This window comes from Chloracidobacterium sp. (genome assembly GCA_016720705.1).
Lineage (GTDB): Bacteria > Acidobacteriota > Blastocatellia > Pyrinomonadales > Pyrinomonadaceae > OLB17.
In genome coordinates this window covers 966,994-993,386 of record JADKKB010000007.1, presented here as the reverse complement: position 1 = coordinate 993,386, position 26,393 = coordinate 966,994, and the positions used below count along the sequence as shown (strand labels likewise).

Sequence of the window (26,393 nt, the reverse complement as noted above, 5' to 3'; positions counted from 1 at the left end):
CTTATGGTTACCATTAATAGAGCTTGCGTGCCCATCGCTTGAATGTTATAGTCATCGTTGGTTTGAACGCAAATTCCTGTTCGATCTAGTTTTACTCGGTGCATTCGGACAGGTTCCCCAAATATCAATTCAACGGCGAAATCTAAGATCTGAGGTAAGGCATGAAGTCAATGTTTCCCTACAAGCTCCGCATCGCTGCGGTATTAACCCTCTTAGCCGTTTTCGTTTTTGCGAACGAAACGGTAAACGCGCAAAAAAAGGCTGCCCAATCAAAAAAAGCCGCATCCGCAAAAGTGCCGGACAAAAAATCGGCTACTGCTAAGAAGACCGACAAGAAGTCAAAGGATGCTTCTAAAACGAGCAAGGCCGACAAAAACGATAAGAAAAAGGGAAAAGATACCGTCGCCGACACCAGATCCAAGAAAGGCTCAAACAAGTCAGTAGAATCTAAAAAGGAAGTTGCCGAACGCCGCCGCCGCGATCAGGAACGTCGTCAGGCCGCGATCGCCGAGCAACGCCGCCGCGAACAGGCCGCCCGCGAAGCTCGCCAACGCCGAGTCGCATTTGAACGCGGATTGCGTACCGAAACAATCGCAAATATCTCCAATGATAATACCGAAGGCGAAGACCTCAATATCCGACGAGCAGCGATCGATGCTCTTGGCGGAAGAGCTGGTTCAGTCGTCGTTATGGAAGCTCAAACGGGCAAGGTTCTTACGATAGTCAATCAGAATTGGGCGATACGATCGACGATCAGGCCGTGTTCGACGGTTAAGCTCGTGACCGGTGTAGCGGCACTAAATGAGAACGTCATAGACAAACAGGACGGTTCCGTTCGTAACGTCTCGACCCGCCGTAAACTCGATGACGCGATAGCATTTTCGGATAATGCCTATTTTCAGCGTGCGGGAGTTCAGATGGGCAGCCCGAAGGTGATCGAATACGCCAAGCGTCTCGGTCTCGGCGAAGCGACCGGAATCAACCTCGATGGCGAGGCTCCCGGCAGACTGCCGTACGGTAACAACAACGCTCGGATCTATTCGCACGGAGACGATTTCGAAGTTTCGACCCTTCAATTGGCAGTGATGGTTTCGGCAATTACGAACGGCGGCCACCGAGTTTTGCCGCGAGTCCCGCGAAACGCAATTGAACAGACAAAATTCCAAACTTTCTTTAAGGGAAATGTCGATCTTCCACAGCAAAACGTCCGCCGCGTGATACCGGGGATGATGGGAGCGGCAGAATATGGTACGGCACACCGCGGCGTTGACGCCGGTCTCGGCGTTGCCGGCAAGACGGGTTCGTGTATCGACAAGGGCTCGTGGGTCGGACTTTTCGCATCCGTCGCACCGATCGAGTCACCTAAATATGCAGTTGCCGTGATCACCCGCGGTCCCGCCGAACGCGGCAAGTATGCTGCATCGGTTGCCGGAAAGGTATACCAGGCACTCAGCCGAAACATCATCCGCACCGACCGCAATCTGGCTCAGACGGAGTTCAATATTGCACCGCGAACGCCTGTAAATACAGCAACTGCTCGGGTTGACGTTTCAGAAGAGGATGAAGACGACTCGGTTGCCGGTTCGACGGGAATGGAAACGACCAATATGAACGGCCGGGACATCATTCTCGTTCCGAGCGCACCGCGACAGACGTCGGTACCGGTTCAGAAAGGGCGGGTTCAAAAGACCGTCGATTCTCGGCCGATATTTCCAACGGTCGTGATAACGCCCGAAACTGACCCGACAAAGAAAAAGCGCGAAAGGATCGTCCAACTGCCGCAATAGTTGGTGGTTCTATTTATACGCATTGACTAAAGGGATAGCACTCGCCGCCTTGACGTTTTTTTGTCGGCGGCGTTTGCTTTTGGCTTGACACATACGCGGCGCTTAAAGGATTATTTAGTTTTTCTATTCCACAAAGTATAAAGCGGTCAAGAGTGATGGGGCCGAATTTTTATTGCGAAAATTTAGCAACTAATTTTTCGGACACATCATCTGATTTCACGCCAAACCGAGGGCGATAACTCGGTGACGGCAGATCGAATTTGAGAGCATCCGGAGCGATATCCGGCGGAGGAAGTACTTAAATGAAAACGATTATTAGATCAACCAGTGTGGCATTGTTTTTGGTAGCCATCATCGCCCTTGGAGCTGTAGCGAACTTCGCGCAGGACGCGTGCGGCGACGCCGAAGGCCAAACAAAGCTTGGCGATAGTTTCCGTGAACTTTACCCGAAGAAAGACATACCAGGACGCAAGGACGCGATCTCGACCGGTAAACAGTTTCTCGAAAAATACGGAGCTTGCGAATCGGCGAAGGAACTCTCGGAGTACCTGAAAACCACATTGCCTAAGATGGAAGCCAATTTGGCAAAAGTTGAGAAGGCGGCCCGCGAGGCTGAGATCGCCAATCGGTTCAACGCCGCGATCAAGGCCAGTAATTGGGACGAAGTGTACAAGAGCGGCAAAGAGCTGCTCGCAGAAGATGCTGACAAATATCGCCCGGTAGTACTTGTGCTTGGATCGATCGGTTATGACGAAACAGCCAAGGCGACAGCGGTGACCAAATGGAATGACGAAACGATCCGCTTTGCGAAGATGGCGATCGCCGACATTGAATCGGGCAAAACATTCAGTTCATTCGGAATAGTTCCTTTTGACTATGGCAATAAGGAAAATGCCGTTGCCTGGATGAACCTTTCGATCGGCTACATCCTGACATTTGATAAGAAGGTCAAGAAGGAGGCCGCTCCGTACCTTTACAAAGCGACACAGGCCGCATCGGATACCAAGACGAATGCAAACACGTATGATGCGATGGGTTCGTTCTACTTTGACGAAGCCGCCAAGCTTGAGGCTGAGATCAAAGCTATGCGTGCGGATATCAAGGACTCGGACGCACCCGATGTGATCAAGACGAAGGTGGATGCAATGAACAATAAGATCGGCATCCTAAACGGTACTCTTGAGCGTGCGATGGATGCATACGCACGGGCTTGGAATACCGCTCCGAACACACCGGCGGCTAAGGCCTACAAAGATATCAAGATGAAGACCATCGAGGCATTGTATGAGGCACGCTTTGACAAGAAGGATGGCGTAAAAGCTTGGGTCGATGCAGCGATCGCAAAGCCGATCCCCAATCCGTCAACCGCCGTGACGCCGGTCGTCGATGCCGAACCGACGCCCACAGCCACGACGTCGACGACGGTTACAAACACAGATGCTAAGCCGGTCGCTAAACCGGCAGTTAGTGCCAAGCCCTCGATGGCTGCAAACGAAAGCGGCGCCAAGGGCACGAACGCCACCTCCGCAGTAAAGCCCGTAGTTAAGAAAAAAGGCACACGTTAATCAACAAAGTGATCGAAATAATCGAGTCGGACACCTGTAAATGGGTGTCCGACTTTCTTTTTGGCTCTAATATTCTTAGAATTAGGCTCAATGTCTGCCAGCATCGCGAAACTTGAAAATTTAATCGGCCACAAGTTTCAGGATCTAACACTGCTCGAGCGTTCGGTGACTCATCGGTCGTGGGCGTTTGAAAACCTGCAACATCAGGATGAGGCGGCGGTTCGCGCGATAGTCAACGAATCGCTCGAGTTTGTCGGTGATTCGGTGCTTGGGCTAGTGGTTGCCGAAGAATTGTTTTTGAGTCATCCGACACTGAGCGAAGGTGATCTGACGTTGATGAAACATCGCCTCGTCAGCACCGCCACGCTAGCGTCGATCGCTGACGGGCTGAAACTTGGCGAGTATGTACGGTTTGGACGCGGCGAAGAAAAGACCGGCGGCCGAAAAAAAGCAGCCCTTCTCGCGAACACACTCGAAGCCGTGATCGGGGCGGTTTTTTTTGACAGCGGATATATCGCTGCCAGATTTTTTATCAAACGCGTCTTTGCTGATCAATTTCGAATGGCATCGCCCAAGGGTTCGTTGGATTTTAAGTCGATGCTGCAGGAAACGTTGCAGGCCAGGCGACATCAGGCTCCAACGTATGAGTTGATCAATGCCGAAGGCCCGCCTCACGACCGTAGATTTTTTGTCGAGGCGGTTTGGGCCGGCGGAAAAGCACAAGGTGAAGGAATTTCGATCAAGGCCGCTGAAATGATGGCGGCGGAAGCCGCTCTTGCTATACTTAAAGCCGAAACTGAGAAATAGCGGCTTCGCGCCTTTTTAGATCACTTTTATGAGTACTGAAGAAACCGATATCAAGGCTACGGTCGTAAAACCGACCGGCCCGCCTAAATCGACCGCCCGCGAGTATTTTGAGTCGTTTGTCGTCACGCTGGTGATGGCTCTCTTTGGGATGACGTTTATTCTGCAAGCGGTCACCGTGCCGACGGGGTCAATGCAGAACACGATCCTGATCGGCGATTATCTGCTAGTCAATAAATTTATCTTTACACCCGGCGGTAACTCGCTGCCGTTTTTACCGCAGCGGGAGATCGAACGTGGGGACATAATCGTATTCAAATATCCGGGCAATAAGGTCAAGCCGCAGAACGATAAGTCGCGCGGGATCATTCCGTATCAGATCAACTATGTCAAACGAGTGATCGGACTACCGGGTGAGACAGTAGAATTCAAGGACAATCAGGTCTTCATTAACGGCGAACCTCTGCCCGAACGCCGCGTGATCGGTGATCCGCCTACGCCGGGAGATAATCAGTCCGCCTTGGTAACAAAGGATTTCGAAGACGCACCGGCAGAGGCAAAGTACAGCGTTTTCTATTCCGAGGATGAGATGCTGGAGGTCAAATCCGGTGCCCATCTTCCGGTTAGGCAGTATGAGTTTGCCGTTCCGGGCAAACCGATGCAGGTTCCGCCTGACAGCTTTTTCGTGATGGGCGACAGCCGCGATAATAGTGAAGACAGTCGATTTTGGGGCTTTGTGCCCCGGGGATTGATCGTCGGTCGAGCAATGTTTGTTTACTGGTCGTGTGACCGCGGCGCGTCAAATGGCGATATGCTCGGCTGCATTACGCATCCTCGACTTAACCGTATCGGAAAGCTTGTAAAGTAGTTCGATCGCAGATCGACAACATCGGCGGTCTGCGGGACGCCATTTCTAATTATGCAAATCAGATTTAGCCCCGAAGTATCAAATGCACTGGAGTCGAATTTACCGGTAGTTGCCCTCGAATCGACTGTCATAGCACACGGACTGCCATACCCACAGAATCTCGATACCGCCCTCGCGATCGAGGAGGCAGTTCGCGATGGCGGAGCGGTCCCGGCGACGATCGCTGTGTTTGGCGGTGAGTTTTGTGTCGGGCTCCACCGAGCGCAGATCGATCAACTGGCGACACGAAAAGATATTCGAAAGATCTCGCGGCGCGATCTGCCCATCGCTGTGGCCGAAAGGCTCGATTGTGCGACGACGGTCGCAACAACTGCGTTCATCGCTGATCGGGCCGGGATCAAGGTGTTTGCAACCGGCGGGATCGGCGGCGTGCATAGAGGATTTGAGGCCGACGTGTCGGCAGATCTGCCGGAACTTGCTCAAACGCCGATCACGGTCGTTTGCTCGGGAGCAAAGATAGTGCTCGACTTGCCCCGGACGCGCGAATGGCTCGAAACGCACGGGATACCGGTACTCGGATGGCGATGCGACGAAATGCCGGCATTCTATTCACATTCGAGCGGACTTGATGTGGATCTTCGTGTAAACAGTGCGGCGGCGGCGGCGGCAGTTGCGTCTGCCCGTGATGAATTAGGCCTGAAAAACGCGATATTAGTGACAGTTCCGATTCCCGCGGAGTTTGAGATCGGCCGCGATGAACTCGAAGCTATACTTGCGGACGCACTTGAGTTGGCTGAGGATCGCGGCGTCCTTGGGAAAGAGATCACGCCTTTCCTGCTCTCCCAGATGTCGGAGCGAAGCGGCGGACGGACGCTTACTGCCAATATCGCGTTGCTTGAGAATAATGCCAAGATCGCTACAGCGATCGCCAACGAACTCGCCGCTATCTGATCACTTGGCGGGAGTTCTTTCCATTTTTTGTTTCAGTGAGTCAATTCGTTTTTTTGCTTCGGCGGCCTCGGCGGATGTCGGGAATTTGTTGAGTATCTCGGCCCAACTTGCGCCGTCGTAGTGGTACTGCCTTGTTGCCGTATTAAATACGAACACTATACCCAGTTTGCGATACCGATCAAGCATATTGAAATTCAAATAATAGCTATGTATCGGTGCTGCCGAAGCTGCCATTTCCGGACGCTTTAGACGGCTTGAAGCATCTTTCGAGAGTTTGGCGGCAGCGACCTCGATAAGGTCGCCATAGAGTAACAATGTCGACGGCCGAAATTTTGAGGTCGGGTAAAGCATAAAAAACTCGACCGCGATCTCTAACTGATCAAAGCCGTCCGCCGCCTGTACCATTCTGGCAAGGCGCTCTTCGTCGCCCGGCCTGAATTTTCCAAACACCGCATCGGCCTGGATCCATCCAAAATTGCTCGGCGCCGCAACCCGGTAGAATTTTACACCGTCGGCCTCGGCCGAACCGAGTATTTGCACCTTACGACCGCGGCCAACCCGCATAACAGTCTGCCCGTAGAGGCTTGGCCGGTCGCGCAAGACCGATAACGTCACGTCGACGACGACTGCCGTTTGTCCGACCTCGACCGGTTTGATCGCCGCTGCTCGTTTGATGGATGCGGCTGTAGTAGGCCGTCGCTGGGCCGACGAGGAGATCGTAGAAACGACGAGCAAAACAATCGCAAATTTGAGAAATGGGAATTTCATCGCACTATCCCTAAATAATTGCCGGATGCTACTTCTTTCCGGTCTGAGCCTTCCGGATGCGGTTCTGCATACCGGCGTGGTGAAAATGTGTGATCGCTATGGCCAGAGCGTCCGCGGCATCGTGCGGTGTCGGTACTGCCTTCATTCTTAGCAGCAGTTTGACCATCTCGCCGACCTGGTGCTTTTCGGCGTTGCCGTGGCCGACTACCGTCTGCTTGACGAGTCGCGGAGCATACTCGGCGATCTCAAGCCCGCGTTGCTCGGCTAGCAGCAACATCAGGCCACGGACCTGACCGAGCTTTAGGGCGACACCGACGTTCACCGCGTAAAATGTGTCCTCGACTGAGAGCACATCGGGCGAATGCACGGCCATCAGATCGGCCACAGCATCGTATATATTCAGCAGCCTTTTGGAAAATGCCTGCTTTGTATTCGATTTAACGGTGCCAAATCCGACAAGCGAATACTTCGAGCCGACACCGTCAACTACGCCCCAGCCGAGCGTTTCGCTGCCCGGATCGATACCCAAAACTCGCATTAATTCAAATTATCGTCTAGTTGATTTAGACAAGATACTCCAAAAGTTTAGCAAAAAGCAAGCTTCGGCTAGAGCAAACAGATCGTTTCAAATTTTGAGCCTACAATTCCGTAGGTTAATATCTTTACGACCAATTTATAATTCAAATCGGGCGGGCAACGGTCCTCTGTAAGATACTATGATGATGAAATCGTGCGATTCAAATCTTTTCGCGGCCCTACTAGTCCTGGGCGTTCTTACTTTAGCGGTCTTAGGCTGTAAACTGCCGTCTTCAGGAAGTTCGATGATAGTTCGCAGCGGCTGCGTCACGCCCGATGGTTCTAAGATCGCATTAAATGGAATTGAGGATATGTCCCGAGCATCCGCACGGCCGACTGGCGACGGTTATCGGTTGATACTAGACGGGAAGAACGGAAAGGTTACTTGGAAAGATACAGCCTCCGGCTTTCCGCTCGCTTGTGCAGAAGATAACTCGATCGTGTCAATATCGTATTCGGGAGCAAAGTGGATAGATTCCGACAAAGAGATCGTCTTTTCACAACAAAGTGACGCTCGAGAAACGAGCTTTGTTGGAATGACGGACAAGAACACGATCATTCGAGAGGTTCGGCAGTATTACCAAAAAGAGATGAAAAATACCGGTAGTCGTCAGACTACAAGCACGATTAAGAGTTTCAATACTCTCCCAACCTTGCTGGTTGATAGGGTTGGTGAAAGCACGACGCGGACGATAACAATTCCCGACTCTGTCGTAGGAGCGGAAGCGAAGGATAAATACTTTCAATATTATTTTGAAAAAGATAGAGTCGTCATACAGGTCAATAAGAAACTGTATGCGACGGATCTCACCAGCGGAAGTACGCGAGCACTTAGTGAGACGGTCGAGGAAATGCAGCGAAAGTGGGCTGTAAACGATAAATATGACGCGTACGAACCTGAGCAACTGCGTCCCGACGGTTCGGTTGATATTTACGAGGGAAGTGCCAATGGCGGTAAAGTCGTTAAACAGATCAACAAGCATGACCTCTCAGCCAAAGTCATCAGTATCATCGATTGTTGTAACAACGGGTTGCTCCTGCTCTTTTGGGAACGCGAAAAATATGTCAAGGTTGCCAAGATCGATCATTTGAGCGGTGAGGTGATCTGGAAATCGGACTCGCTAATGTCGGCGGATCAAAAATGAGTTCGCGGATAGCCGACGTTCTCAGAACTGCGATAAACTGCGACTAACGATTTGATTTCGAAGGTCGAACAACAAATGGAGACCAGTTTCCCAGATAAAGTAGTTTTGGAGTCGATCCGTCTTTTGATGGCCGGAGCCGTCGATTATGCGGGGTTATTTCCACCGTCGTCGGTTTCGATGAGCGAGGCGGTGCTTAATTACGCAACCTACCGCAACAGCAATTACAGATGGATGCTGGGCCGGTTTGTCTTAGGCATTGGCCGCCTCGATGAGTTTTATGAGAGTGCACGCGACTTTATCTCCCGCGACGCCGCGACCGCGTGGCGGTTAAGTATTGTAACGGGCGACAATCCGTACGAGGCGATCCGACAAGTCGAAGATTTTAACGCCGCGAATGGCCCGGGCGTGGTTTGTGACACGCTCGAGATCAAGGCGATGACCGCCTATGAGATCGAAAACGTCTCAGCTGCACTTCCATCCGGTGTCAAAGCATTCTACGAGATCGCTCCGAAAGCTGGTTTTGAGGATATAATTGCCGCCGCCTCAGACGCCGGACAATGTGCCAAGATACGTACGGGAGGAATCACGGCCGATGCGTTTCCACGATCGGACGCGATCGTGAGGTTTGTCGAGGCGTGTGTTGCGGCTAACGTGCCCTTTAAGGCGACCGCCGGGCTGCATCATCCGATACGTTGTTTTCGGCCGCTGACTTACGAAGCAAACTCAGTAAAGGGCACGATGCACGGCTTTCTAAATCTTTTTCTGATGACCGGATTTGCGATGGAATCATACCGCCGCAGTTTTCTCGATTCCGTAATGGAAGAGGAATTTGACGAGGTCTTTGAATTTGAGCCGACCGAAATTAAATGGCGAAACGAGTTCACATTGAATCTTCATCAGATCGAACGCCTCCGCCGATCCGGCATTCGGTCGTTCGGCTCCTGCTCATTCGACGAACCGATCGCTGAGCTCCAGATCCTAGGAATTCTTTGAAATAGCGTCTATTTATCATGCGATACGGCGATTTAACGGAAATGTACCAACACTACCCCATAAGTTGTCCAACTTAGAAGGAATGTTACCCAACTTAGAAGGAAAATTGCCCGACTTAGAAGGAAAATTGCCCAACTTAGGAGGAAAATTGACCTACTTAGGCCGCAATATGTCAAATTTACGCCGTAATGCCGTAATAAAGAGATACCGCAAACTAACAGCTTATGACTTACGAGATAAACGAAACCCACGACCCGAACCTAAAAAGCTGGGTCGAATCCGCCAACGACCCGAATACGGACTTTCCGATACAGAATCTGCCGTTTTGTATGTTCTGGCGTTCCGCCGAAAGTGAGGCACCGCATTTGGGCGTAGCTATTGGAGATCAGATCTTTGACCTCTACCAAGCAATTGTCTCGGGCATCCTTGGTGATGAATTTGACTCGCTCGCAGATGAGATCGATTTATGCGACTTATCATTCCTTGCCGAGGTTTATGGAACCGCGATCCTCGCGGACCTGAGGAGCTCGGCCTTCGCCGTGTTGCGTGACGACGCCGACGATCAGACGATCGAGGACGCAAGGGACTTCCTTGTGCCGATCGGGAGGGTGGGGCCCGAACTCGCGTTTGAGATCGGCGACTACACCGACTTTTACTGCTCGATCTATCATGCGACGAATGTCGGGTCGATGTTTCGGCCGGACGCTCCTTTGCTGCCGAATTATAGATATGTGCCGATCGGATATCACGGGCGGGCGTCGAGCATTGTGGTGTCGGGGACGGATGTGAAGCGGCCACAAGGGCAGAATCGTAGCGATGCCGAGGCTCCGCCGGTCTTTATGCCGTGTAAGAATCTCGATTACGAGATGGAATTAGGATTCTTTGTCGGACAGGGAAATGAGCAGGGCTCGCCGGTCGCGATCGGCGAAGCGGAGCAGCATATCTTCGGAATGTGCTTGGTAAACGACTGGTCCGCCCGCGACATACAGGCTTGGGAATATCAGCCGCTCGGGCCGTTTTTGGCGAAGAATTTCGCGACGACCATCTCGCCGTTCGTCGTCACGATGGAGGCACTCGCTCCATTCCGCACGCCGGCCTTCGAACGCGAAGAAGGCGATCCGCAGCCGCTCGATTATCTAAACGACGCCGCGAACCAAAAGTACGGCGGCCTCGACATCAATCTCGAGGTCTATATCCAAACCGAAAAGATGCGTGCCGAAAACATCGAGCCGCACCTGCTCTCGCGTTCCAACACAAAAGATCTCTACTGGACCGTCGGCCAAATGCTCACGCACCACGCCTCGAACGGCTGCAACCTGCAGACCGGCGACCTGATCGCTTCGGGAACCGTGAGCGGCAAAGAAAAGTCGGAACGCGGCTCGATGCTCGAACTCTCCTGGCGAGGAACCGAACCGATCGAACTGCCCAACGGCGAGACCCGCCGCTTTCTCGAAGACGGCGACGAAGTGATAATGAAAGGCTACTGCGAACGCGAAGGCTTCAGAAGAATCGGCTTCGGCGAATGCCGCGGACGGATTCTGCCCGCTGACTAAGAAGTTTAGCCGCAGATTTTCGCAGATAACGCAGATCAGAATTTTTTTAATGGCGTTTCTTTATCCGCGTCATCTGGGTTTATCTGCGGCAAAAATTCTTTCGCTCTGTGCCTCTGTAATGAAAATGCTTTAAGATTTATTTAGATGGATCTGGTGCTCGATAAATTACACGAAGAATGCGGCATTTTTGGCATATTTGGCCATAAAGAGGCTTCGACACTAACGCAACTCGGTTTGTTTGCATTGCAGCATCGTGGTCAAGAGGCGTGCGGCATAGTCTCGGCGGAGGGCGAAGACCTGCACCAGCACCGGGCGATCGGACTCGTGGCGGATGTTCTCAATCCGGAGGTACTCAAAAGGCTCACGGGCTCGAGTGCTATCGGCCACACGCGATACTCGACGACCGGCAAAAATACTATCAAGGAAGTGCAACCTTTCTCCGTTACCTGTCAGCACGGCAAGATAGCAGTCTGTCATAACGGAAATCTGCCGTTCGCCGATCAGAAGCGAAGCGAACTAGAGAGCGCCGGAGCGATCTTTTCATCGACGTCAGATACTGAAACGATCCTGCACGGCATCGCCCGTACGCCCGCGAAGACCGCTATCGAAGCTATCGAAAACGTGCTGTGCGATACCGAGGGTGCATATTGCCTATTGTTTCTAACCCCAAGTGCATTGATCGCGGTTCGCGATCCGCGAGGATTTAGGCCGCTTGTGCTGGGCAAATTTCAGGGAGCCTGGTGTGTAGCATCCGAAACCTGTGCGTTCGACCTGATGGATGCCGAATATATCCGAGAGGTCGAACCGGGGGAAATGCTCATCATTGATGCCGACGGAGTACATTCATCGAAGCCATTCGAGCCTAAGGCCCACGCCGTCTGCACGTTTGAACACGTCTATTTTTCGCGTCCGGACTCGACGATCTTCGGCAAGTCTGTGAACGAGTCACGTCACAAAATGGGCAAGCAACTCGCTATCGAACAGCCCTGCGACGCCGACCTCGTCGTGCCGGTGCCCGACTCCGGCGTAGCTGCGGCGATCGGATTTGCGGCTGAATCCGGAATCAATTTTCGTCAGGCCATCATTCGCAATCACTATGTCGGGCGGACGTTTATCGAGCCATCGCAGTCGATCCGCTCATTCGGAGTTCGGCTCAAGCTTAACCCGATAAAGGACCTGATCAATGGACGACGGGTTATCCTGGTAGATGATTCGATCGTCCGCGGTACGACATCCAAAAAGATCGTCGAAATGGTCCGTGAGGCCGGTGCAGCCGAGGTGCACATGCGGATCTCGTGCCCGCCGACCGCCCATTCATGCTATTACGGCGTCGACACGCCTCATCGCCAGGACCTGATCGCCGCCAAAATGATTGTCGATGAGGTCCGCGAATATATCGGTGCCGATAGCCTCGGGTATCTCTCTCTGGAAGGAATGCTTGAGGCCATCGGACTCGAACCCGGATCAACCTGCGCCGCCTGCTGGACAGGCAAATATCCAACTTTGATCGCTAACGGTGCGGCCGCTTGATGTAGAGGTAACGCCGCATTAAGCTGCTTTGTAATTGGGTTGACTGGTTTTTCGAATAACGAAGACTGCCGATTTGACGCCTAAAGGGTTAAGTGTTCGTCGCAATCGAGTCCGAATCGCCGATCGTGTGACGGCGGAAAACCAAGACCGGCCGCTAAGTCAATTTTTCTATCTAATAAATGCACTCGGCAATGGGATGTCACCTGCAGAGCCGAATTCCTGAATGAATAATCCCGAAGTCGAACGGTCGACATACCATGTAGAGGTCGAAGGTCGGAAAACGGCCGCGTCCATTTTGCCGTCACCGTCGTAATCGGCAGGGGTTGGGATGTCCGTCGATACCCCGAAAGGAAACGCGAAATAGCTATTGTCCTCACTGCGAAGAACGAACCATTCGCCGGTCGAGGGACGCCAGAAAGCAACATCCGCCTTTCCATCGCCTGTGTAGTCGCCGGGAACGCATTTGTCTGAGCTGATGCCGAAATTGACCGCGACCGTTGTGCCCCCGCTCTGCTGGATCCACCATTCGCCTGACGAAGGCCGAAAGATGGCGATATCCGCCTTTCCATCTCCGTCATAATCCGCTACTACCGGAATGTCGCCAACATTGCCAAACGTTGTGATCGTAGTCCCGCCGGTCGAGTTGTTGATATACCATGTGTTGGTCGATGGCCGATAGACGGCAGCATCGGTCTTGCCGTCACCATCATAGTCGGCCGGAGCGGGAACGTCTGACGAATTTCCCAGTGGGAACGCATAGAAAGAGAAGTCTTCGCTCCGCAAAATAAACCACAGTCCTGTCGAAGGCCGGTAAAACGCAAAGTCGCTCTTACCGTCACCGGTAAAATCTCCCGGCACGATCGTGTCAGTCGCCGTCCCAAACTGAGCTACAAAACTCTGCCCGTCGCTGCTTTTCGAATACCACCACTCCCCTGTGCCCGGACGGTAAATTGAAACATCCGATTTGCCATCGCCGTCGAAATCCATCAAATTATTCGAGAAATCGCGATAACGGGCGAGTAGGATCTCGAAATTATTACTATTTCGAGTTCCTCCGACGACAATCTTCCCGTCCGGAGCGATCGAAATCGCAGGTGGAAAATAATAATTAAGGTTAGTCGTAACGATCGCAAAACTAGATTCCGGCGTGCCGTCGATATTATAGCGGACGACAACATCATTATTAGCGGCATTTGTACCCCTAATAATGATCTTCCCATCCGGCTGAATCCTCAAAGCCCAAGTGGATGTCAGCGACGGGGCAGTGAACACCGCATCAAGCGTTCCGTCAGAATTGTATCTAATCGGGGGAATGCCACCGCCAACAACTATGATCTTTCCATCGGACTGAATGGCAACATCATCGGCCTGCGCATTCGGACCTCCGGGCCGGGACACCTTACCGTTTGTGCCAAACGTCGAGTCGACCGAGCCATCGGAATTGAAGCGAAAGATCACCGCCACCCATTCATTTGGAAGAGGGTCAACATAATATCCGGCTGCGACAATCTTGCCGTCAGACTGAATTGCAGAAGTGAGCGCAAATTCATCAAAGCCAAAGTCGGCGGCGACGCGTCCTCCTGTGCCGAAAGTTGTATCTAGCGAACCATCCGTACTGTATCTCGCTATCGCGACGTCTCGATCACCACCATTTGTAAGTGCTGTCCCGCCGACAGCCAAAATCTTACCGTCCGGCAAAATCTTGATCGATTCAACATTCGAAGCATACCCGACCGTGGTTTCTACGATACCGTCAGTGTCAAATGTTGTATCCAACGAACCGTTAGAATTCAATCTCGCAATACAGAAGCGATTAGAAGCCTGAAATTGAATATATCCTCCGACCATGATCTTGCCGTTGGGCAAAACGGCAACATCGTTAATCATAGTCATAATGTTGGAAGTGTTGTAACCGACGCCGTTAAAGGTCGTATCAAGCGTTCCATCCTCGTTGAAACGAGCAATCATTGCGTATCCGACGACAATGATCTTTTTGTCCGGTTGAATAACCATGGTATTTAGCGAAGCGGCGAAACCACTTAGTTGAGTTTCCACAACGCCGCCCGTACCAAATGTCGGATCCAAGCGGCCGACATTTTGACTGCGAACTGAGAACGAAAATAGCAGCAGTATTATCAACAAAATCGTGTATCTCATTATGCTCATATAATGTGTCAAGGCGGTGGATTTTGCAAGGAAATATTTCAACGCCGGGTAAAAGCTGACGTCCGTGCGAGTGACGATTGAGCCGAGTCTAATGTTGACCGTTGGGTTGGGAGATCAATTGATCGTAGGCCGTGTTCCTGATCTTTAATGGGTCGATCTTTTGACCTTGACAGGTTCGTCCAGATGCCGGGTGGTTTCATCTGTCACGCTAAACACTTCGCGTTCCAATTGATTTGTATCGACATGGGGCGGTAGAAACGACGCCATTTCCTTGTCATCGAGTTCCTTTGTACGTTCGTCGATAGTATTCAGTTTTGCGTCAACGAGTTTCTTGCTGATGAATACACCGTTTATGATCAGGGAAATACCAACAAGCAGCGGTATTACTCCGGCTACCCAGATACTGCTGAGGAGAATGGCTGTTTCGGGCGGGATCGCGGGGTTTTGTATGATCGCCCGCATCAAGACGTAAAGCGTGATCATCAATCCAATTCCGACACTTGCTGTAATAATGCCACCCTTTATCTCGTTCAATCGATTCTTCAGGCGTTTTGTCGCAGGTGTTATGCCCTGCAGACGTTCGAGTTTCGCAGCTCGTTTTACAGATTCCTCGCTCCCCATCATCATCTCGGAGACCCACGACTTGTTCCAGTTGAATTTCTCAACGGATTTTGGATCCTTAACCGCGGTTCGGACCGCAACAAGATTGACACCGCACGCTTTGCAGAATTTAAGCTCTTCTGACTGGGTCGATCCGCATTGAGGGCAAAACATAACACACTCCGATCTTCTTGCTTCAGTAAAAATCTACGACCACGCCGGCCACAGAGTTCCCATCCAAATCTATTTTAGGATTCTATCAGCCTTTGCCAAACTTTGTAACGATCGCAGTAGCGACCGTTATCTACCTAAATTTGGTCGACCGGCCCGTAAGGCTAAGGTGTCCGACTAATGTCGGCAACCGAAGCATTCCCTTTTTCATCCAAAAAAGGTACACTATCGTTCCTCGTGGGGGGCGACAGGCTTCGACAGGGGCTTGTATAGATCTTTGAATGCACGTCGGGCTTGTATGGTTAGCTCGTTAAAAAAACTTTACAAAAAACAAATGCTAATCAAGAATTAGCTCTTGCTGCTTAGTTAACTCTAAACCAGAAGTGTCTTACCGGAAGTCAGTCTGATGCGACCGACTAAGGCATAACTCAGTTCAGGCTCGCATCGCGCCACCACCTGCGGCGCGACGTTAAAGTTAGTCAGGTTAGCCGCGGATGAGGTCTTGTCAGTTCATCTGCTTGCCCGCGGCGAAACTCAAGTGAATTGACTAAACGTGTAGATTTTACTGGTCGCAACCTTTGGATGCGGGTTCGATTCCCGCCGCCTCCACCACTTTAATTTTCTTAAAACCCGGTCGATTAGACCGGGTTTTTACTGTGACAACATTGCTCGTATAATTGACGGAAAGGATCGAAATGAAATTGATCGGCAATGTTAGCGGTTGGCTCGTGTTGGCAGTTATTTTGAACTGCTTTTCACTCGTTGTGCGCTCGCAGACCACTGATTACAGTTTTCGCAAGGCCTTGTCCGATAAGGCCGGATTTGGCCCAACCGATATTTCCGCTCTTGACGATGGCAAACTCATTGTCAAGACACTTACGACTAATGACAAGGAAGTCGTTGCTATCGTTGGCATTATCCGGATCAAGGATCTACCCTCGACATCGATGTCCGATTTTCGTTCAAGCATTACACAACGTGATAACAAGACTGTGCGGGCGGGCGGCAAATTCAGCGATCCGCCGACCGATCAAGATCTAAAGGACCTCGACCTAGAAGAAAAAGATCTCGAGGCTCTCAAGAAGTGCGTTGTCGGCGATTGTGATATGAATATGTCGGCCGAATCGATCCGGCAGTTCGGAATGGTCGATTGGGATTCTTCGGATCGAAAGCCGGTTGTAAATCAACTGTTTCGCTCAGTGCTGTTGCGATACGCCCTGGACTATTCGTCGGGAGGCGACCGGACGCTCGGTGAATACGAAAATCGAAAAAAGAATGTAGATCTTCCCGAAGTGCACAGGTCGCTACTCGCAAATTCCTTATTTGTTGCTGACCTCTCACCTGAGTTAAACAAGTATCTTGGCGGATACCCGACTGCTTCGCTTAAAGGAGCGGAAAGTGAGCTTTACTGGTCAACCATCAATTTCGGTCTAAAACCCGCGATCGCACTTACGCATACCATTGCTTACGATGGCTCACGTGCCGGTTTGCGACAATATTTCGTCGCAAATAAGCAGATATACGCGAGTCGATATCTAGATGCTTCGCTTTCATTCTCAATGCTGATAAGTTTTGGCTCCAGCGAGTCGGGTGGTTACTTGATCTTTACTGATCGCTCAATGTCGGATGCTCTTGGCGGGATCCTCGGCGGAGTGGCACGCAGTGTTGTCGAAAATGAAGCCATAGAGAGAGTGAAAGGCGTATTGAGTAGCGCCGAACTTCGTTTGATATCCGGACCGAATAGATCGGCAGGTCCGGATCCTGACATAACTGATTCTCACAATGACGCGGTTCCGTTCTATCGCAATCCCATTGTGATCGTGGCGGTTTCTATAGCGATCGCCGTGATAGTATTCTTTTTGCTCAGGCGTCGTGGCCGGCAATGATCCGAAGATTCTTTCGATGGGATCTTGGAGGCACGGCGCCTGAAAGATATCTTTAATATTTGAAGTTGGAAGATCAATGAGTGACGCTACTAAAAATACAGACCGCAGCGAATTGAGATCGTGCCCGATCGGTGTTTTTGATTCCGGTGTCGGAGGCCTGACTGTTTACCGAGCGTTACACGAACGCCTGCCGAATGAGCATTTCATCTATCTTGGCGATACTGCACGTGTACCTTACGGCACAAAATCGATGGCAACGGTCGAGCGATATGCTATCGAAAACTCGCGATTCCTGGCATCTCGCGGAATCAAAATACTCGTGGTTGCGTGCAATACTGCGTCAGCTCTAGCCCTGCCGAAGATACGTGAAAGCATTGGTCTTGATGTCGTTGGAGTGATCGGGCCGGGCGGTCGAAAAGCGGTTGAGCTGACCAAAGATAATCCGCACGCAAAGATAGGCGTTATTGCCACCGAAGCCACCGTTGCGAGCAATGCATATTTCGAAGCCATCCGCCGGACATCCGACACAGCCGAGGTGTTGCAGACAGGTTGCCCTTTGTTCGTGTCATTGGCAGAGGAAAATTGGGTCAGGGAGTCCGAGACATTTTCGATCGCGGCAAAGTACCTTGCAAGGATGAAGGAGTTCGCCCCCGACGCACTCGTTCTTGGATGCACACATTACCCGATACTTCGAGATGTAATTCAACAGACAGTAGGCGAAAATGTTAAGCTTGTTGATTCCGGCGAGGCTACTGCCGACGAGGTCGCACAGCTTTTGAAAGATAAAGATCTCGAGAATCGAGAGACCCACATCGGCATACGGGCACTTTGTGATGACCTAGATCACTTTTATGTCACTGACGCCGCCGATAGGTTTGCCCGCGTCGCTGAGAGATTTTTAGGTACAAAACCGTCAAAGCTCGAAGCCATCGAGGTTTACGGGGTAGATGAGTTAAGGCAGAAACACGATCCGTAAACAGTGTGCCTCAGACGAGATGAGCAGCCTTACGAAATAGAAAAACTCTCACCTGCGTGCAGGCTTACGCCAAGATTATGAGTTACGAAAGATCAGATAAAAGAACCCAAGACCAGATACGCAACACCAAGATCACGCCGAATATCTCGCCATACGCCGAAGGCTCGGCGTTGATCGAAGTCGGCGGTACGAAAGTGATCTGCACGGCATCGGTCGAGGACCGCGTTCCGATGTTTATGCGGAATAAAGGCCTCGGCTGGGTGACTGCCGAATACTCAATGCTACCGCGGGCGACCAATACTCGCACACAGCGTGAGACAAAGAATGGCCCATCCGGACGCACGCAGGAGATACAGCGGTTGATCGGCCGCAGTCTGCGGGCTGTTGTCGATACGAAAATACTTGGTGAACGCCAAATATATCTCGATTGCGATGTCATCCAGGCTGACGGCGGCACGCGCTGTGCATCGATCACGGGTGCATATGTTGCACTTGCTCTCGCTTGCAGAAAGCTGGTGAAGCAGGGAATTATTCGAACTAATCCGATCTTGAGCGAGGTCGCCGCGGTCAGCGTCGGCTTGATCGAGGCGACCCCGATACTCGATCTGGCATACATCGAAGACTCGAATGCCGATGTCGATATGAATGTCGTATGCACCGGATCGGGCAAATTTATCGAACTGCAGGGCACGGCCGAACGCGAACCATTCTCACGGGAACAGATGGACGAGATGCTGATCCTCGCCGAGATCGGCGTCAATAAGTTGTTTGAGATCCAGCGAAACGCTCTCGCCGGTTAACTTCGGAATATGGGACTGGAACTGGTCGAATTAGTGATGCGGATCGAGGAAGAGTTTGACATAGCGATTCCCAATGAAGCGGCGGAGAAGATGACAACGCCGCGAAAAGTAATCGACTACGTTGCCTCGCAGCCAAACGTCTCAAAACAATGGTCACGCGGATACGTCGAGGTTACGATCTGGTTATCAATCGAAGATGAATTGGGTATAAAAAGGGAAGATTTTAACGACGATTCGCTCTTCATTCAAGATATGGGAGCAGATTAGTCAGAAACTTAGCTACCTTCGCCGCAAGATCGCACCCGGCAGGCTGTTGGTGATCTTACCGTTGTTCCAGACACGGACGCCATTAACGAAAACCATCTTGATCCCGTCTGAAAAGTTCTGCGGCTGAGTAAATGTCGCACGATCGATCACCGTGTCACGGTCAAATATCACAAGGTCAGCTTTCATTCCGTGTTTGATCATTCCACGATCCTTAAGTCGTAGGCGTGCGGCGGGCATTGCGGACATCTTGCGGACGGCTTCCTCAAGGCTAAACCACTTGTTTTCGCGGACAAATCTGCCGAGGACGCGGGTGAATGTGCCGGTTCCACGTGGATGACGGCTACCGATACCTCCGTCGCTAGCGACCATCACCCACGGTTGCAGATAGAAAGCTTTTACATCCGCCTCGTTCATCGAATTGCAAACAACGCCGGCGCCGCCGTCCTTGACGATCTGGATGTAAATGTCGACGGGTGAGGTGTTTTTGAGCTTGGCGATCTCCTCAAGTGTCTTACCCTCGTAATCGCGGTGGGCTGAGCAACTTGTGACAAGAACCTTATCGGCACCGCCGACGTTTCTCAGGCCGGTTTCGACCTCGCGTCGATCTTCGTGCTTTCGACTCGGTACCAATACAGTAATAGTCGATGCCCACGCTGTATATGGATACGCATCAGCGGTCACGTCAAATCCCGTTCGTCGAGCTTCTTCGATGATCGCTATCGCCTCAGCCGATTTACCCCAAACATTGCGGTTTCCCATCTTGATATGCGAGATCTGAACGGGCAACTTTGCCTCACGGCCGATCAGGATAGATTCGCGCACGGCGTCGAGCATACCCTCTTCCTCATCACGCATATGCGTCATATAAATGCCGTGGTACTTCGCCGCGACTTTGGCCAACGCGATCAATTCGCCCGTAGAGGCCGAGAATCCAACGTCATATTCGAGCCCCGACGAAAGTCCGAAAGCACCCTGTTTCATACTCATTTCGACCAGCTTGGACATTCGCTTGATCTCATCATCAGTCGCAGTCCGCGTGTAGTCGTCTTTCATTACCTCCTCCCGAACCGAAGCGTGGCCAATAAACGCACCGACATTCACTGCGATCTTTCCGGAAAGTTTGTTTAAGTAATCGTCGATGGGAAACGGCGATCCGCCGTCCGGGCCAACAAATAAAGTCGTTATACCCTGAGATACTTGATTTGATGCCGTGCCTTCCGTCACAAGGCCGGATTCGGAGTGGTTATGAATGTCGATGAAGCCAGGAGCGATGACGTATCCGGCCGCGTCGACGACCTCATCGTTTGCGGCCGGCCGGATCTTCCCGATCTTGACGATCTTGTCGCCCTTGATCCTAATATCATCGCGGAACGCGGGCTTGCCGCTACCGTCAATGATGGTTGCATTGATCAGCACTAAAGATCTGACCTGTGCGGCTGCAAATAATGGGCAGAGCACAAGCAAAATGGTCGAGAGAAGAATATAGCGGGACGACATTGAGAACTTGTACATATTTAGACGGATGATACACAAAAGCCGAATTCCAGTCGAATACTGAAAATTCGGCTTTTGACGTATCGTCACGCGAAAACTAAAATCTAAACATCACAAACGGAGAAAATATTAAGTGAGCGAAAAACAATTTGATGGGCGGTCGGCGATCGTCACGGGCGGAACACGCGGTATTGGCAAGGAGATCGTGCTTGAGCTTGCGCGTCGTGGGGCAAACGTTGCTTTTAACTATTCGAAGAGCGCCGACGAAGCCGAACGGCTCCGGGGCGAGGTCGAGGCTATGGGTGTAAAAGCATTTGCGGCCCAGTGCGATGTGTCCAGTACGGATGCGGCGGCCGAATTTGTAAAGCAGATCGCTACCGAATTTGGTACGATCGACTATCTGGTAAATAACGCCGGCATCACACGCGACCAACTCATTTTGCGAATGAAAGAAGATGATTGGGACTCGGTGATCGATACCAATCTGAAAGGCGCTTGGAATTTCTCAAAGGCGGTGATGCGTCCGATGATGAGGAATACGAATGGGGCGTCGATCCTAAATATTTCATCGATCTCCGGCGTGGTGGGTATGCTCGGTCAATCAAATTATTCAGCATCCAAGGCCGGGATGATCGGATTGACCAAGTCGATAGCCAAGGAGGTTGCCAGTCGCAAGATAACGGTTAACGCTCTGGCACTCGGACTGGTCGAAACTGAAATGGCAGCTGAGATGAACGCTGAATACCGTGAAAAGATCCTTGCGATGATTCCGCTCGGGCGTTTAGGCAACGTCCGCGAAGTAGCTGAGATCGCTTGCTTTATGCTATCCCCGGCCGCAGCATATATCACAGGTCAAGTTATTCAGGCTGATGGCGGGCTCGCGATGTAGTCAATAAATGTCATTTACTTATCAGTCGGACGACGCGCCGCAGGAACGAGCACCCGATCAACCTCAGGTGCCGTTCTCCGCTCCACCGATTTACACATATATTCTCCTTGGCGGAATCGCCGCTGTCGCTTTGACACAGTTTACGACCGGTCTCGAGGCGTCTATCTTGAGTGCCGGTTTTGTAAAGCCGGCATTTTTACAGGGCCACGAATATTGGCGCATCCTGACCGGTGCGGCGACGCACGGTAGCATACCGCACGTCTTGATGAACTGCTATGCGTTTTACAGTTTTGGCAAGATATTTGAGATATTGGCTAATCGGGCACATCTTGCGATCGTATTCCTTTTGTCGGCGATCGGCGGCGGCTTTTTAAGCCTTCTGTTTGTTCCGGCGGGCATATCGGTCGGTGCCTCCGGCGGCATTGTTGGGTTGATCGGCTATTTGGTCATCTATGCGTTCCGCCGCCGCTCGTTCATCACCGCGGAGTTTCGCCGTAACCTATTGATGAATATCGGGTTCATACTTATCTTCGGATTGGTGCTGTACCAGTCGATCGATAATTTCGGTCATATAGGCGGATTGCTGACCGGTGCCGTTTACGGCCTGCTTCAAATACCTTCGAATGAGTACGTCGATCCGCGATCGGCCGGGCCCGTGGTTCAGACGGCAGGTGTTGCTGCTCTGGGGATATATCTGGCAACTTGTCTCTTCAGCATTTTGCTGATCCTTCACATCGTCTAGATATGGCTCGGGTCAGAATTCACCAACACGTTAATCCATTAAGTCCCTATTACCGGCAGGAACCAGATCCGGTCGATCTCGATTCCGTCTTTGCAGATCCTAAGCAACCCTTATTGCTCGATATTGGCTGTGCACGCGGCCGATTCTTGCTAAAGATGGCCGAGGTCGAGCCCGCGTGGAATTATTTGGGCGTTGAGATCCGCGAACCATTAGTTGACGAAGCTAACCGTCTGGCCGCCGAGGACGGTCGCGGCAATTTGCACTACACATTTTGTAACGCAATGTTATGGCTCGATCGATTGATCGGTGGGATACCTGAAGGGTCGCTACAGGCAGTGGCGATCCAATTTCCTGATCCGTGGTTTAAGAAGAGGCACGCTAAACGCCGTATGGTGAATGCAGAACTCGTCGAGGCGGTTGTGAACAGACTTGCGGTTGGCGGCCGCATCTTTATCCAGACCGACATCGAGGTTTTAGCAGGGGAAATGTTCGAATTGTTTCGGGCAGACAAACGTTTGAACGAGGTAATTACTACCGTTAACCCTTTTCCTGTGAGAACCGAGCGAGAATTGGCGGTGGAGGAAAAGCAATTGCCGGTCTATCGGGTCATATTTACCCGAGATTAGCTTATTTCCAGGTTTTCTCTTTCTTAAATCGCTTGACGATCATCTCCCGACGCATCTTCGGCAGGTGGTCGATGAAAAGCTTTCCGTTGCAATGGTCGGTTTCGTGCATAAATGCCCGTGCCGCGTACCCTTCGGCATCGCTCTCGAACCATTCGCCTTTTTCGTTTTGAGCCCGCAGGCGGGCTTTCATCGGCCTAACGACGACAGCAGGTACTTTGCCGACGGAAAGACAGCCTTCGGGACTCGATTGCTCGCCTTCGGTGTATATGATCTCGGGGTTGGCCGCGACAAGCTTGATGTCGTCGCAGTCCATTACAAAAAGCCGTAGATTGAGCCCGATCTGCGGTGCCGCGAGCCCGACACCATCGGCGTCGTACATCGTCTCGAACATATCCGAGCACAACTCTGCTAGCTCAGTATCAAAATTTGTTACCGGCTGACCCAACTTGCCCAATACTTCTTCAGGATATTCAGTGATCTTTCTGACGGCCATCTCTATCTTGGAATAACGCCACGGCGGCCGTGTCGGCTATAGTCACGTTTTGCGTTAAAGCCTTTTTCCTCACGGGCGAGACACTGCCAACAGATGACAGATCTGGCATTGGTCGACGAGATAAATGTATTGTAGTGTGTGACTTCACGGTCGCATTCCGAGCAGCGAGCCACCGGTTTGTCAATTGTTTTCGGGTCGATCGTATCTATCATTGCGGTTTCTTTTTGAGTAAGTAAACTTTCTCAAGATAAAATTGTTGTTCTATCTCAATAGTGTAGTGTGCATCGATGTACTTTTGCAATGGGGTGCAGGCCTCAGTAACTATGCATTTTTCGCCCACTGCAAGCCATATCTGCTCTGCGTCCGCCGGAATTGCGAAAATCACGTAATCGATCTCACTCTTCAAACTCTCGGGACTGCCGTACTTACCCTCCGGTCCATACACGAAGAATCGCTCTGAAGGCAAAATTCGATTTATGCCCGCGTAATGATATCTGAGTGCCAGCGATTCAAATGTGATGAACACGATTATCGGCTGTCCGGGTTTCTCATTCTGACGAATAAACTCGCCGACTCGGGCCCAATCTCCCCGCTTGGTGTAGCCCGGATAGAGATTGATCGTTGCGTATGTAAATGAGGTCATCACGACCACACAAAACACGAGTGTCGGGATCGCCGGGCGTATGCGAATCGAGTCTTTTAAGATGTCGCGGCACAATAGGGCTAACAACAGGATGATGGGCGCAAATAGCGGAGCGAGATGTCGAATCGCCAAATATTCGTGACCAATAAGGAAATAGGCAATCACAAGGCAGACGAGGATCACCGACGTGATCGTGCCCACCTGTAACGTGTCCGCTGTAATTTGCCGTCGCCTAACCACGGCGAAGATCCCAAGAACGATAAATGCTACTCGTACGACCCAGGTCCGCCAATACGCAAATATTGACGGCGGTTCGGCCGGAAAAACCTCCGCCGGAAGAACGAATGTAAGGGAGTGATACCAGATCTCTTTGAACGGGACGATGAGTGAGTGTTCTTCTTGATAACCGCTAGTCTTTGCTAGGAAGACGGATTTCACCATCAGTACCATCGGAATAAACACAATTCCCGCAATGATCATTAGGAGAGCGAATGAGCGAGCGTCACGCCATCGTCTAGAAACTATCAACGCTACGAAAAGTCCGGCGATCACAAAGCCAAGGTAAAAATTCGTGTAAAGAGCGACAATGACGATGGCCAAGAACAGCAGTTTCGTTCGTGCGAACGGGCCGGCGGCATCATTATTTTCCGGAGCTGGAAATGCATCTAAGAATAAACGGAGAAGTACGACTGACAACAGAATTACCGCCGAATAGACACGGATCTCGACACTTGCCCAGATAAGATAGGGATGCAGCGCAAAAAATGCCGTCAGTAGCAATGCAGGTTTAGGCTGAAAATAGCGTTTAGCCAGACTCGCAAAGACTGAGATCGCGCCAAGGCTACAAATAATCGAAAAAAGCCGTGCGAAAAATATCGAGTCGCTGGCTAGTCTCCACACGCTCATCACCCAAAAATAGAGTGGAGCTTGCTTTTGCTGTGCCGCAGCGGTTTGGATCGCCACGGCCAGACCATTCTGGGTGGCGTAAAGGGTCGAAGCCTCATCTACCCAGATATTAAGGTGATACGCAAACGGCACCGCGATCGCGAGGTGGAGCAACATCAGCAACCCCAAAATGATCAATTGTGACCTTTGCGTGAGTTCCGGCTTCATAAGCGATTGTGAGGTCAGGCACTTGCGAGCGGGACGGCCCGTGATCCGGGGACGGGGTGTCCCCGAAAGTTATCGGCGTGCTCACGCATTGTGGTGATCTTAAAGGTTTTGGCCAATAGGCCGATCGCAAAGTCAAGAAATTCGATCTTCCTGGCAGCCGGGACGTTCATCGCCGGAAAGAATTTTAATTCGCTGACATCATCGCCCGATAAAAAATCGAGCGGATGCAGCAGAAGCGATGGTTGTACACCGTTAAGTCTGCAGGCCGCAACCGTGGTCCGCCAATACAATCGGGCAAGTGCCGGTGAAAACGTCATCAAATACATTAGATAACTGGCGTGGATCGGTGTTTTAATGATGGGAAACGTCGTTACCGGAATTTCCACGATCTGTTTACCCCCTGCATCAACATAATGAGGCCGTAAGCTACGGAAACCATCCGAAAATTTCCCGAATAGCTTTTTTAATTTTGCTTTTTCCTCGTCGCTCACATCGGGGGCCCGCATCATATAAAATGCCCGTGCCAACGGGGCTATATAGGTCGGTAGCGTCGAGCAATCGTACTCATACCCACGCTCGCCGAGCACGTCGAGCACCGCGGCCGACAGGCTGAAGCCCGGCCCCCGAAACCCGATGGGCCGAATGCCGGTCAGGCTCTCAATTGCGCTTTCAGTTTTTTCAAATTCAGTGACCAGTTCGCCGCGGCTGTAAAGGTGCAGCCACGGTTCGTGGTTGAAGCTATGATTTGCGATCTCGTGTCCGCCGTCAACGATCGACGTGATCGCATCGCGATTTTTGTCAAGTGCGGCATCCTGCCCGATGATGAAGAATGTGATATTAAGCCCGCGTTCATTAAGAAATCCGAGTATACGCGGTGTGACGAGATCCAGATATGACGGAAAGGTGTCCCATCCTCCATCGCCGTGGGTCTTCATATACGACCATTGATTGTCGAGGTCGAGCGAAAGGCTCGCGATCGGTTTCATA

25 protein-coding genes and 1 other RNA gene are annotated in these 26,393 nt (G+C 51.5%); 17 read left to right on the top strand and 9 right to left on the bottom strand.

Annotated features, from left to right (window positions below):
* Nucleotides 1–161: 161 nt before the first annotated feature.
* The 5 genes from IPQ00_11695 (at nt 162) to IPQ00_11675 (ending at nt 5,975) form a co-directional block, all read left to right on the top strand.
* On the top strand, nt 162–1,787 hold the full coding sequence (locus tag IPQ00_11695; GenBank protein ID MBL0241219.1) for a hypothetical protein: 1,626 nt from the start codon (nt 162–164) through the stop codon (nt 1,785–1,787).
* Between the two features lie 302 nt (nt 1,788–2,089).
* On the top strand, nt 2,090–3,352 hold the full coding sequence (locus IPQ00_11690) for a hypothetical protein (protein MBL0241218.1): 1,263 nt from the start codon (nt 2,090–2,092) through the stop codon (nt 3,350–3,352).
* Between the two features lie 90 nt (nt 3,353–3,442).
* Nucleotides 3,443–4,159, top strand: coding sequence for a ribonuclease III (gene rnc / locus IPQ00_11685; protein ID MBL0241217.1), 717 nt, complete (start codon nt 3,443–3,445; stop codon nt 4,157–4,159).
* 28 nt (nt 4,160–4,187) lie between these two features.
* Nucleotides 4,188–5,024, top strand: a complete 837-nt coding sequence (lepB, locus tag IPQ00_11680; protein MBL0241216.1) for a signal peptidase I — start codon at nt 4,188–4,190, stop codon at nt 5,022–5,024.
* A gap of 51 nt (nt 5,025–5,075) precedes the next feature.
* On the top strand, nt 5,076–5,975 hold the full coding sequence (locus IPQ00_11675) for a pseudouridine-5'-phosphate glycosidase (protein MBL0241215.1): 900 nt from the start codon (nt 5,076–5,078) through the stop codon (nt 5,973–5,975).
* Here the strand turns inward: IPQ00_11675 and IPQ00_11670 are convergent, their stop codons facing one another.
* Both IPQ00_11670 and ruvC read right to left on the bottom strand, forming a co-directional pair.
* The gene (locus tag IPQ00_11670) at nt 5,976–6,743 is read right to left on the bottom strand and encodes a hypothetical protein (GenBank protein ID MBL0241214.1); all 768 of its coding nucleotides are present in this window, start codon (nt 6,741–6,743) and stop codon (nt 5,976–5,978) included.
* Between the two features lie 28 nt (nt 6,744–6,771).
* On the bottom strand, nt 6,772–7,281 hold the full coding sequence (ruvC, locus tag IPQ00_11665) for a crossover junction endodeoxyribonuclease RuvC (GenBank protein MBL0241213.1): 510 nt from the start codon (nt 7,279–7,281) through the stop codon (nt 6,772–6,774).
* 283 nt (nt 7,282–7,564) lie between these two features.
* Between ruvC and IPQ00_11660 the strand changes: the two genes are divergently transcribed.
* The 4 genes from IPQ00_11660 (at nt 7,565) to IPQ00_11645 (ending at nt 12,540) form a co-directional block, all read left to right on the top strand.
* Complete coding sequence (locus tag IPQ00_11660) at nt 7,565–8,464, top strand: hypothetical protein (protein MBL0241212.1); 900 nt, start codon at nt 7,565–7,567, stop codon at nt 8,462–8,464.
* Nucleotides 8,465–8,539: 75 nt separating this feature from the next.
* Complete coding sequence (locus tag IPQ00_11655) at nt 8,540–9,457, top strand: hypothetical protein (protein ID MBL0241211.1); 918 nt, start codon at nt 8,540–8,542, stop codon at nt 9,455–9,457.
* A 224-nt stretch (nt 9,458–9,681) separates the two neighbouring features.
* Entirely contained in the window at nt 9,682–11,010 is a 1,329-nt protein-coding gene (fahA, locus tag IPQ00_11650; protein ID MBL0241210.1) for a fumarylacetoacetase, read from the top strand.
* Between the two features lie 144 nt (nt 11,011–11,154).
* Nucleotides 11,155–12,540 (top strand): amidophosphoribosyltransferase, encoded by a 1,386-nt coding sequence (locus IPQ00_11645; GenBank protein MBL0241209.1) that lies wholly within the window; start codon nt 11,155–11,157, stop codon nt 12,538–12,540.
* A 168-nt stretch (nt 12,541–12,708) separates the two neighbouring features.
* On the opposite strand, the gene IPQ00_11640 is transcribed toward IPQ00_11645, so the two are convergent.
* Both IPQ00_11640 and IPQ00_11635 read right to left on the bottom strand, forming a co-directional pair.
* A complete protein-coding gene (locus IPQ00_11640) occupies nt 12,709–14,697 on the bottom strand; it encodes a VCBS repeat-containing protein (GenBank protein MBL0241208.1) in 1,989 nt (662 codons plus the stop codon).
* 153 nt (nt 14,698–14,850) lie between these two features.
* Nucleotides 14,851–15,480: a zinc ribbon domain-containing protein gene (locus IPQ00_11635; protein MBL0241207.1), complete on the bottom strand. Its 630-nt coding sequence runs from the start codon at nt 15,478–15,480 to the stop codon at nt 14,851–14,853.
* A gap of 237 nt (nt 15,481–15,717) precedes the next feature.
* Here IPQ00_11635 and ssrA point away from each other — a divergent pair.
* From ssrA to IPQ00_11610, 5 genes are all read left to right on the top strand, one after another.
* Nucleotides 15,718–16,089: a transfer-messenger RNA gene (gene ssrA, locus IPQ00_11630) on the top strand.
* An 83-nt stretch (nt 16,090–16,172) separates the two neighbouring features.
* Nucleotides 16,173–17,363: a hypothetical protein gene (locus tag IPQ00_11625; GenBank protein MBL0241206.1), complete on the top strand. Its 1,191-nt coding sequence runs from the start codon at nt 16,173–16,175 to the stop codon at nt 17,361–17,363.
* A 76-nt stretch (nt 17,364–17,439) separates the two neighbouring features.
* Nucleotides 17,440–18,339, top strand: coding sequence for a glutamate racemase (locus IPQ00_11620; protein ID MBL0241205.1), 900 nt, complete (start codon nt 17,440–17,442; stop codon nt 18,337–18,339).
* A 77-nt stretch (nt 18,340–18,416) separates the two neighbouring features.
* Nucleotides 18,417–19,139 carry a ribonuclease PH gene (gene rph / locus IPQ00_11615; GenBank protein ID MBL0241204.1) on the top strand — a complete coding sequence of 241 codons (723 nt, stop codon included), beginning with the start codon at nt 18,417–18,419 and terminating at the stop codon, nt 19,137–19,139.
* A gap of 9 nt (nt 19,140–19,148) precedes the next feature.
* Nucleotides 19,149–19,406 (top strand): hypothetical protein, encoded by a 258-nt coding sequence (locus IPQ00_11610; protein ID MBL0241203.1) that lies wholly within the window; start codon nt 19,149–19,151, stop codon nt 19,404–19,406.
* A gap of 12 nt (nt 19,407–19,418) precedes the next feature.
* Here IPQ00_11610 and IPQ00_11605 read toward each other — a convergent pair whose 3' ends face one another.
* Nucleotides 19,419–20,918 carry a D-aminoacylase gene (locus tag IPQ00_11605; GenBank protein MBL0241202.1) on the bottom strand — a complete coding sequence of 500 codons (1,500 nt, stop codon included), beginning with the start codon at nt 20,916–20,918 and terminating at the stop codon, nt 19,419–19,421.
* 115 nt (nt 20,919–21,033) lie between these two features.
* Here IPQ00_11605 and fabG point away from each other — a divergent pair, with 115 nt between their 5' ends.
* From fabG to trmB, 3 genes are read left to right on the top strand one after another with little or no spacing between them, the layout of a single operon-like run.
* Nucleotides 21,034–21,789: a 3-oxoacyl-[acyl-carrier-protein] reductase gene (fabG, locus tag IPQ00_11600; protein MBL0241201.1), complete on the top strand. Its 756-nt coding sequence runs from the start codon at nt 21,034–21,036 to the stop codon at nt 21,787–21,789.
* A 7-nt stretch (nt 21,790–21,796) separates the two neighbouring features.
* Nucleotides 21,797–22,531 carry a rhomboid family intramembrane serine protease gene (locus IPQ00_11595; GenBank protein MBL0241200.1) on the top strand — a complete coding sequence of 245 codons (735 nt, stop codon included), beginning with the start codon at nt 21,797–21,799 and terminating at the stop codon, nt 22,529–22,531.
* 2 nt (nt 22,532–22,533) lie between these two features.
* Nucleotides 22,534–23,157 (top strand): tRNA (guanosine(46)-N7)-methyltransferase TrmB, encoded by a 624-nt coding sequence (gene trmB, locus IPQ00_11590; protein ID MBL0241199.1) that lies wholly within the window; start codon nt 22,534–22,536, stop codon nt 23,155–23,157.
* A gap of 1 nt (nt 23,158) precedes the next feature.
* On the opposite strand, the gene def is transcribed toward trmB, so the two are convergent.
* From def to IPQ00_11570, 4 genes are read right to left on the bottom strand one after another with little or no spacing between them, the layout of a single operon-like run.
* Nucleotides 23,159–23,650, bottom strand: a complete 492-nt coding sequence (gene def, locus IPQ00_11585) for a peptide deformylase (GenBank protein MBL0241198.1) — start codon at nt 23,648–23,650, stop codon at nt 23,159–23,161.
* Nucleotides 23,651–23,652: 2 nt separating this feature from the next.
* Entirely contained in the window at nt 23,653–23,862 is a 210-nt protein-coding gene (locus IPQ00_11580; protein MBL0241197.1) for a hypothetical protein, read from the bottom strand.
* The gene (locus IPQ00_11575; protein ID MBL0241196.1) at nt 23,859–25,406 is read right to left on the bottom strand and encodes a glycosyltransferase family 39 protein; all 1,548 of its coding nucleotides are present in this window, start codon (nt 25,404–25,406) and stop codon (nt 23,859–23,861) included. The genes IPQ00_11580 and IPQ00_11575 overlap by 4 nt, the downstream gene beginning before the upstream one ends.
* Before the next feature lie 14 nt (nt 25,407–25,420).
* Nucleotides 25,421–26,392 carry a polysaccharide deacetylase family protein gene (locus tag IPQ00_11570; protein ID MBL0241195.1) on the bottom strand — a complete coding sequence of 324 codons (972 nt, stop codon included), beginning with the start codon at nt 26,390–26,392 and terminating at the stop codon, nt 25,421–25,423.
* Between the last annotated feature and the right edge of the window lies 1 nt (nt 26,393).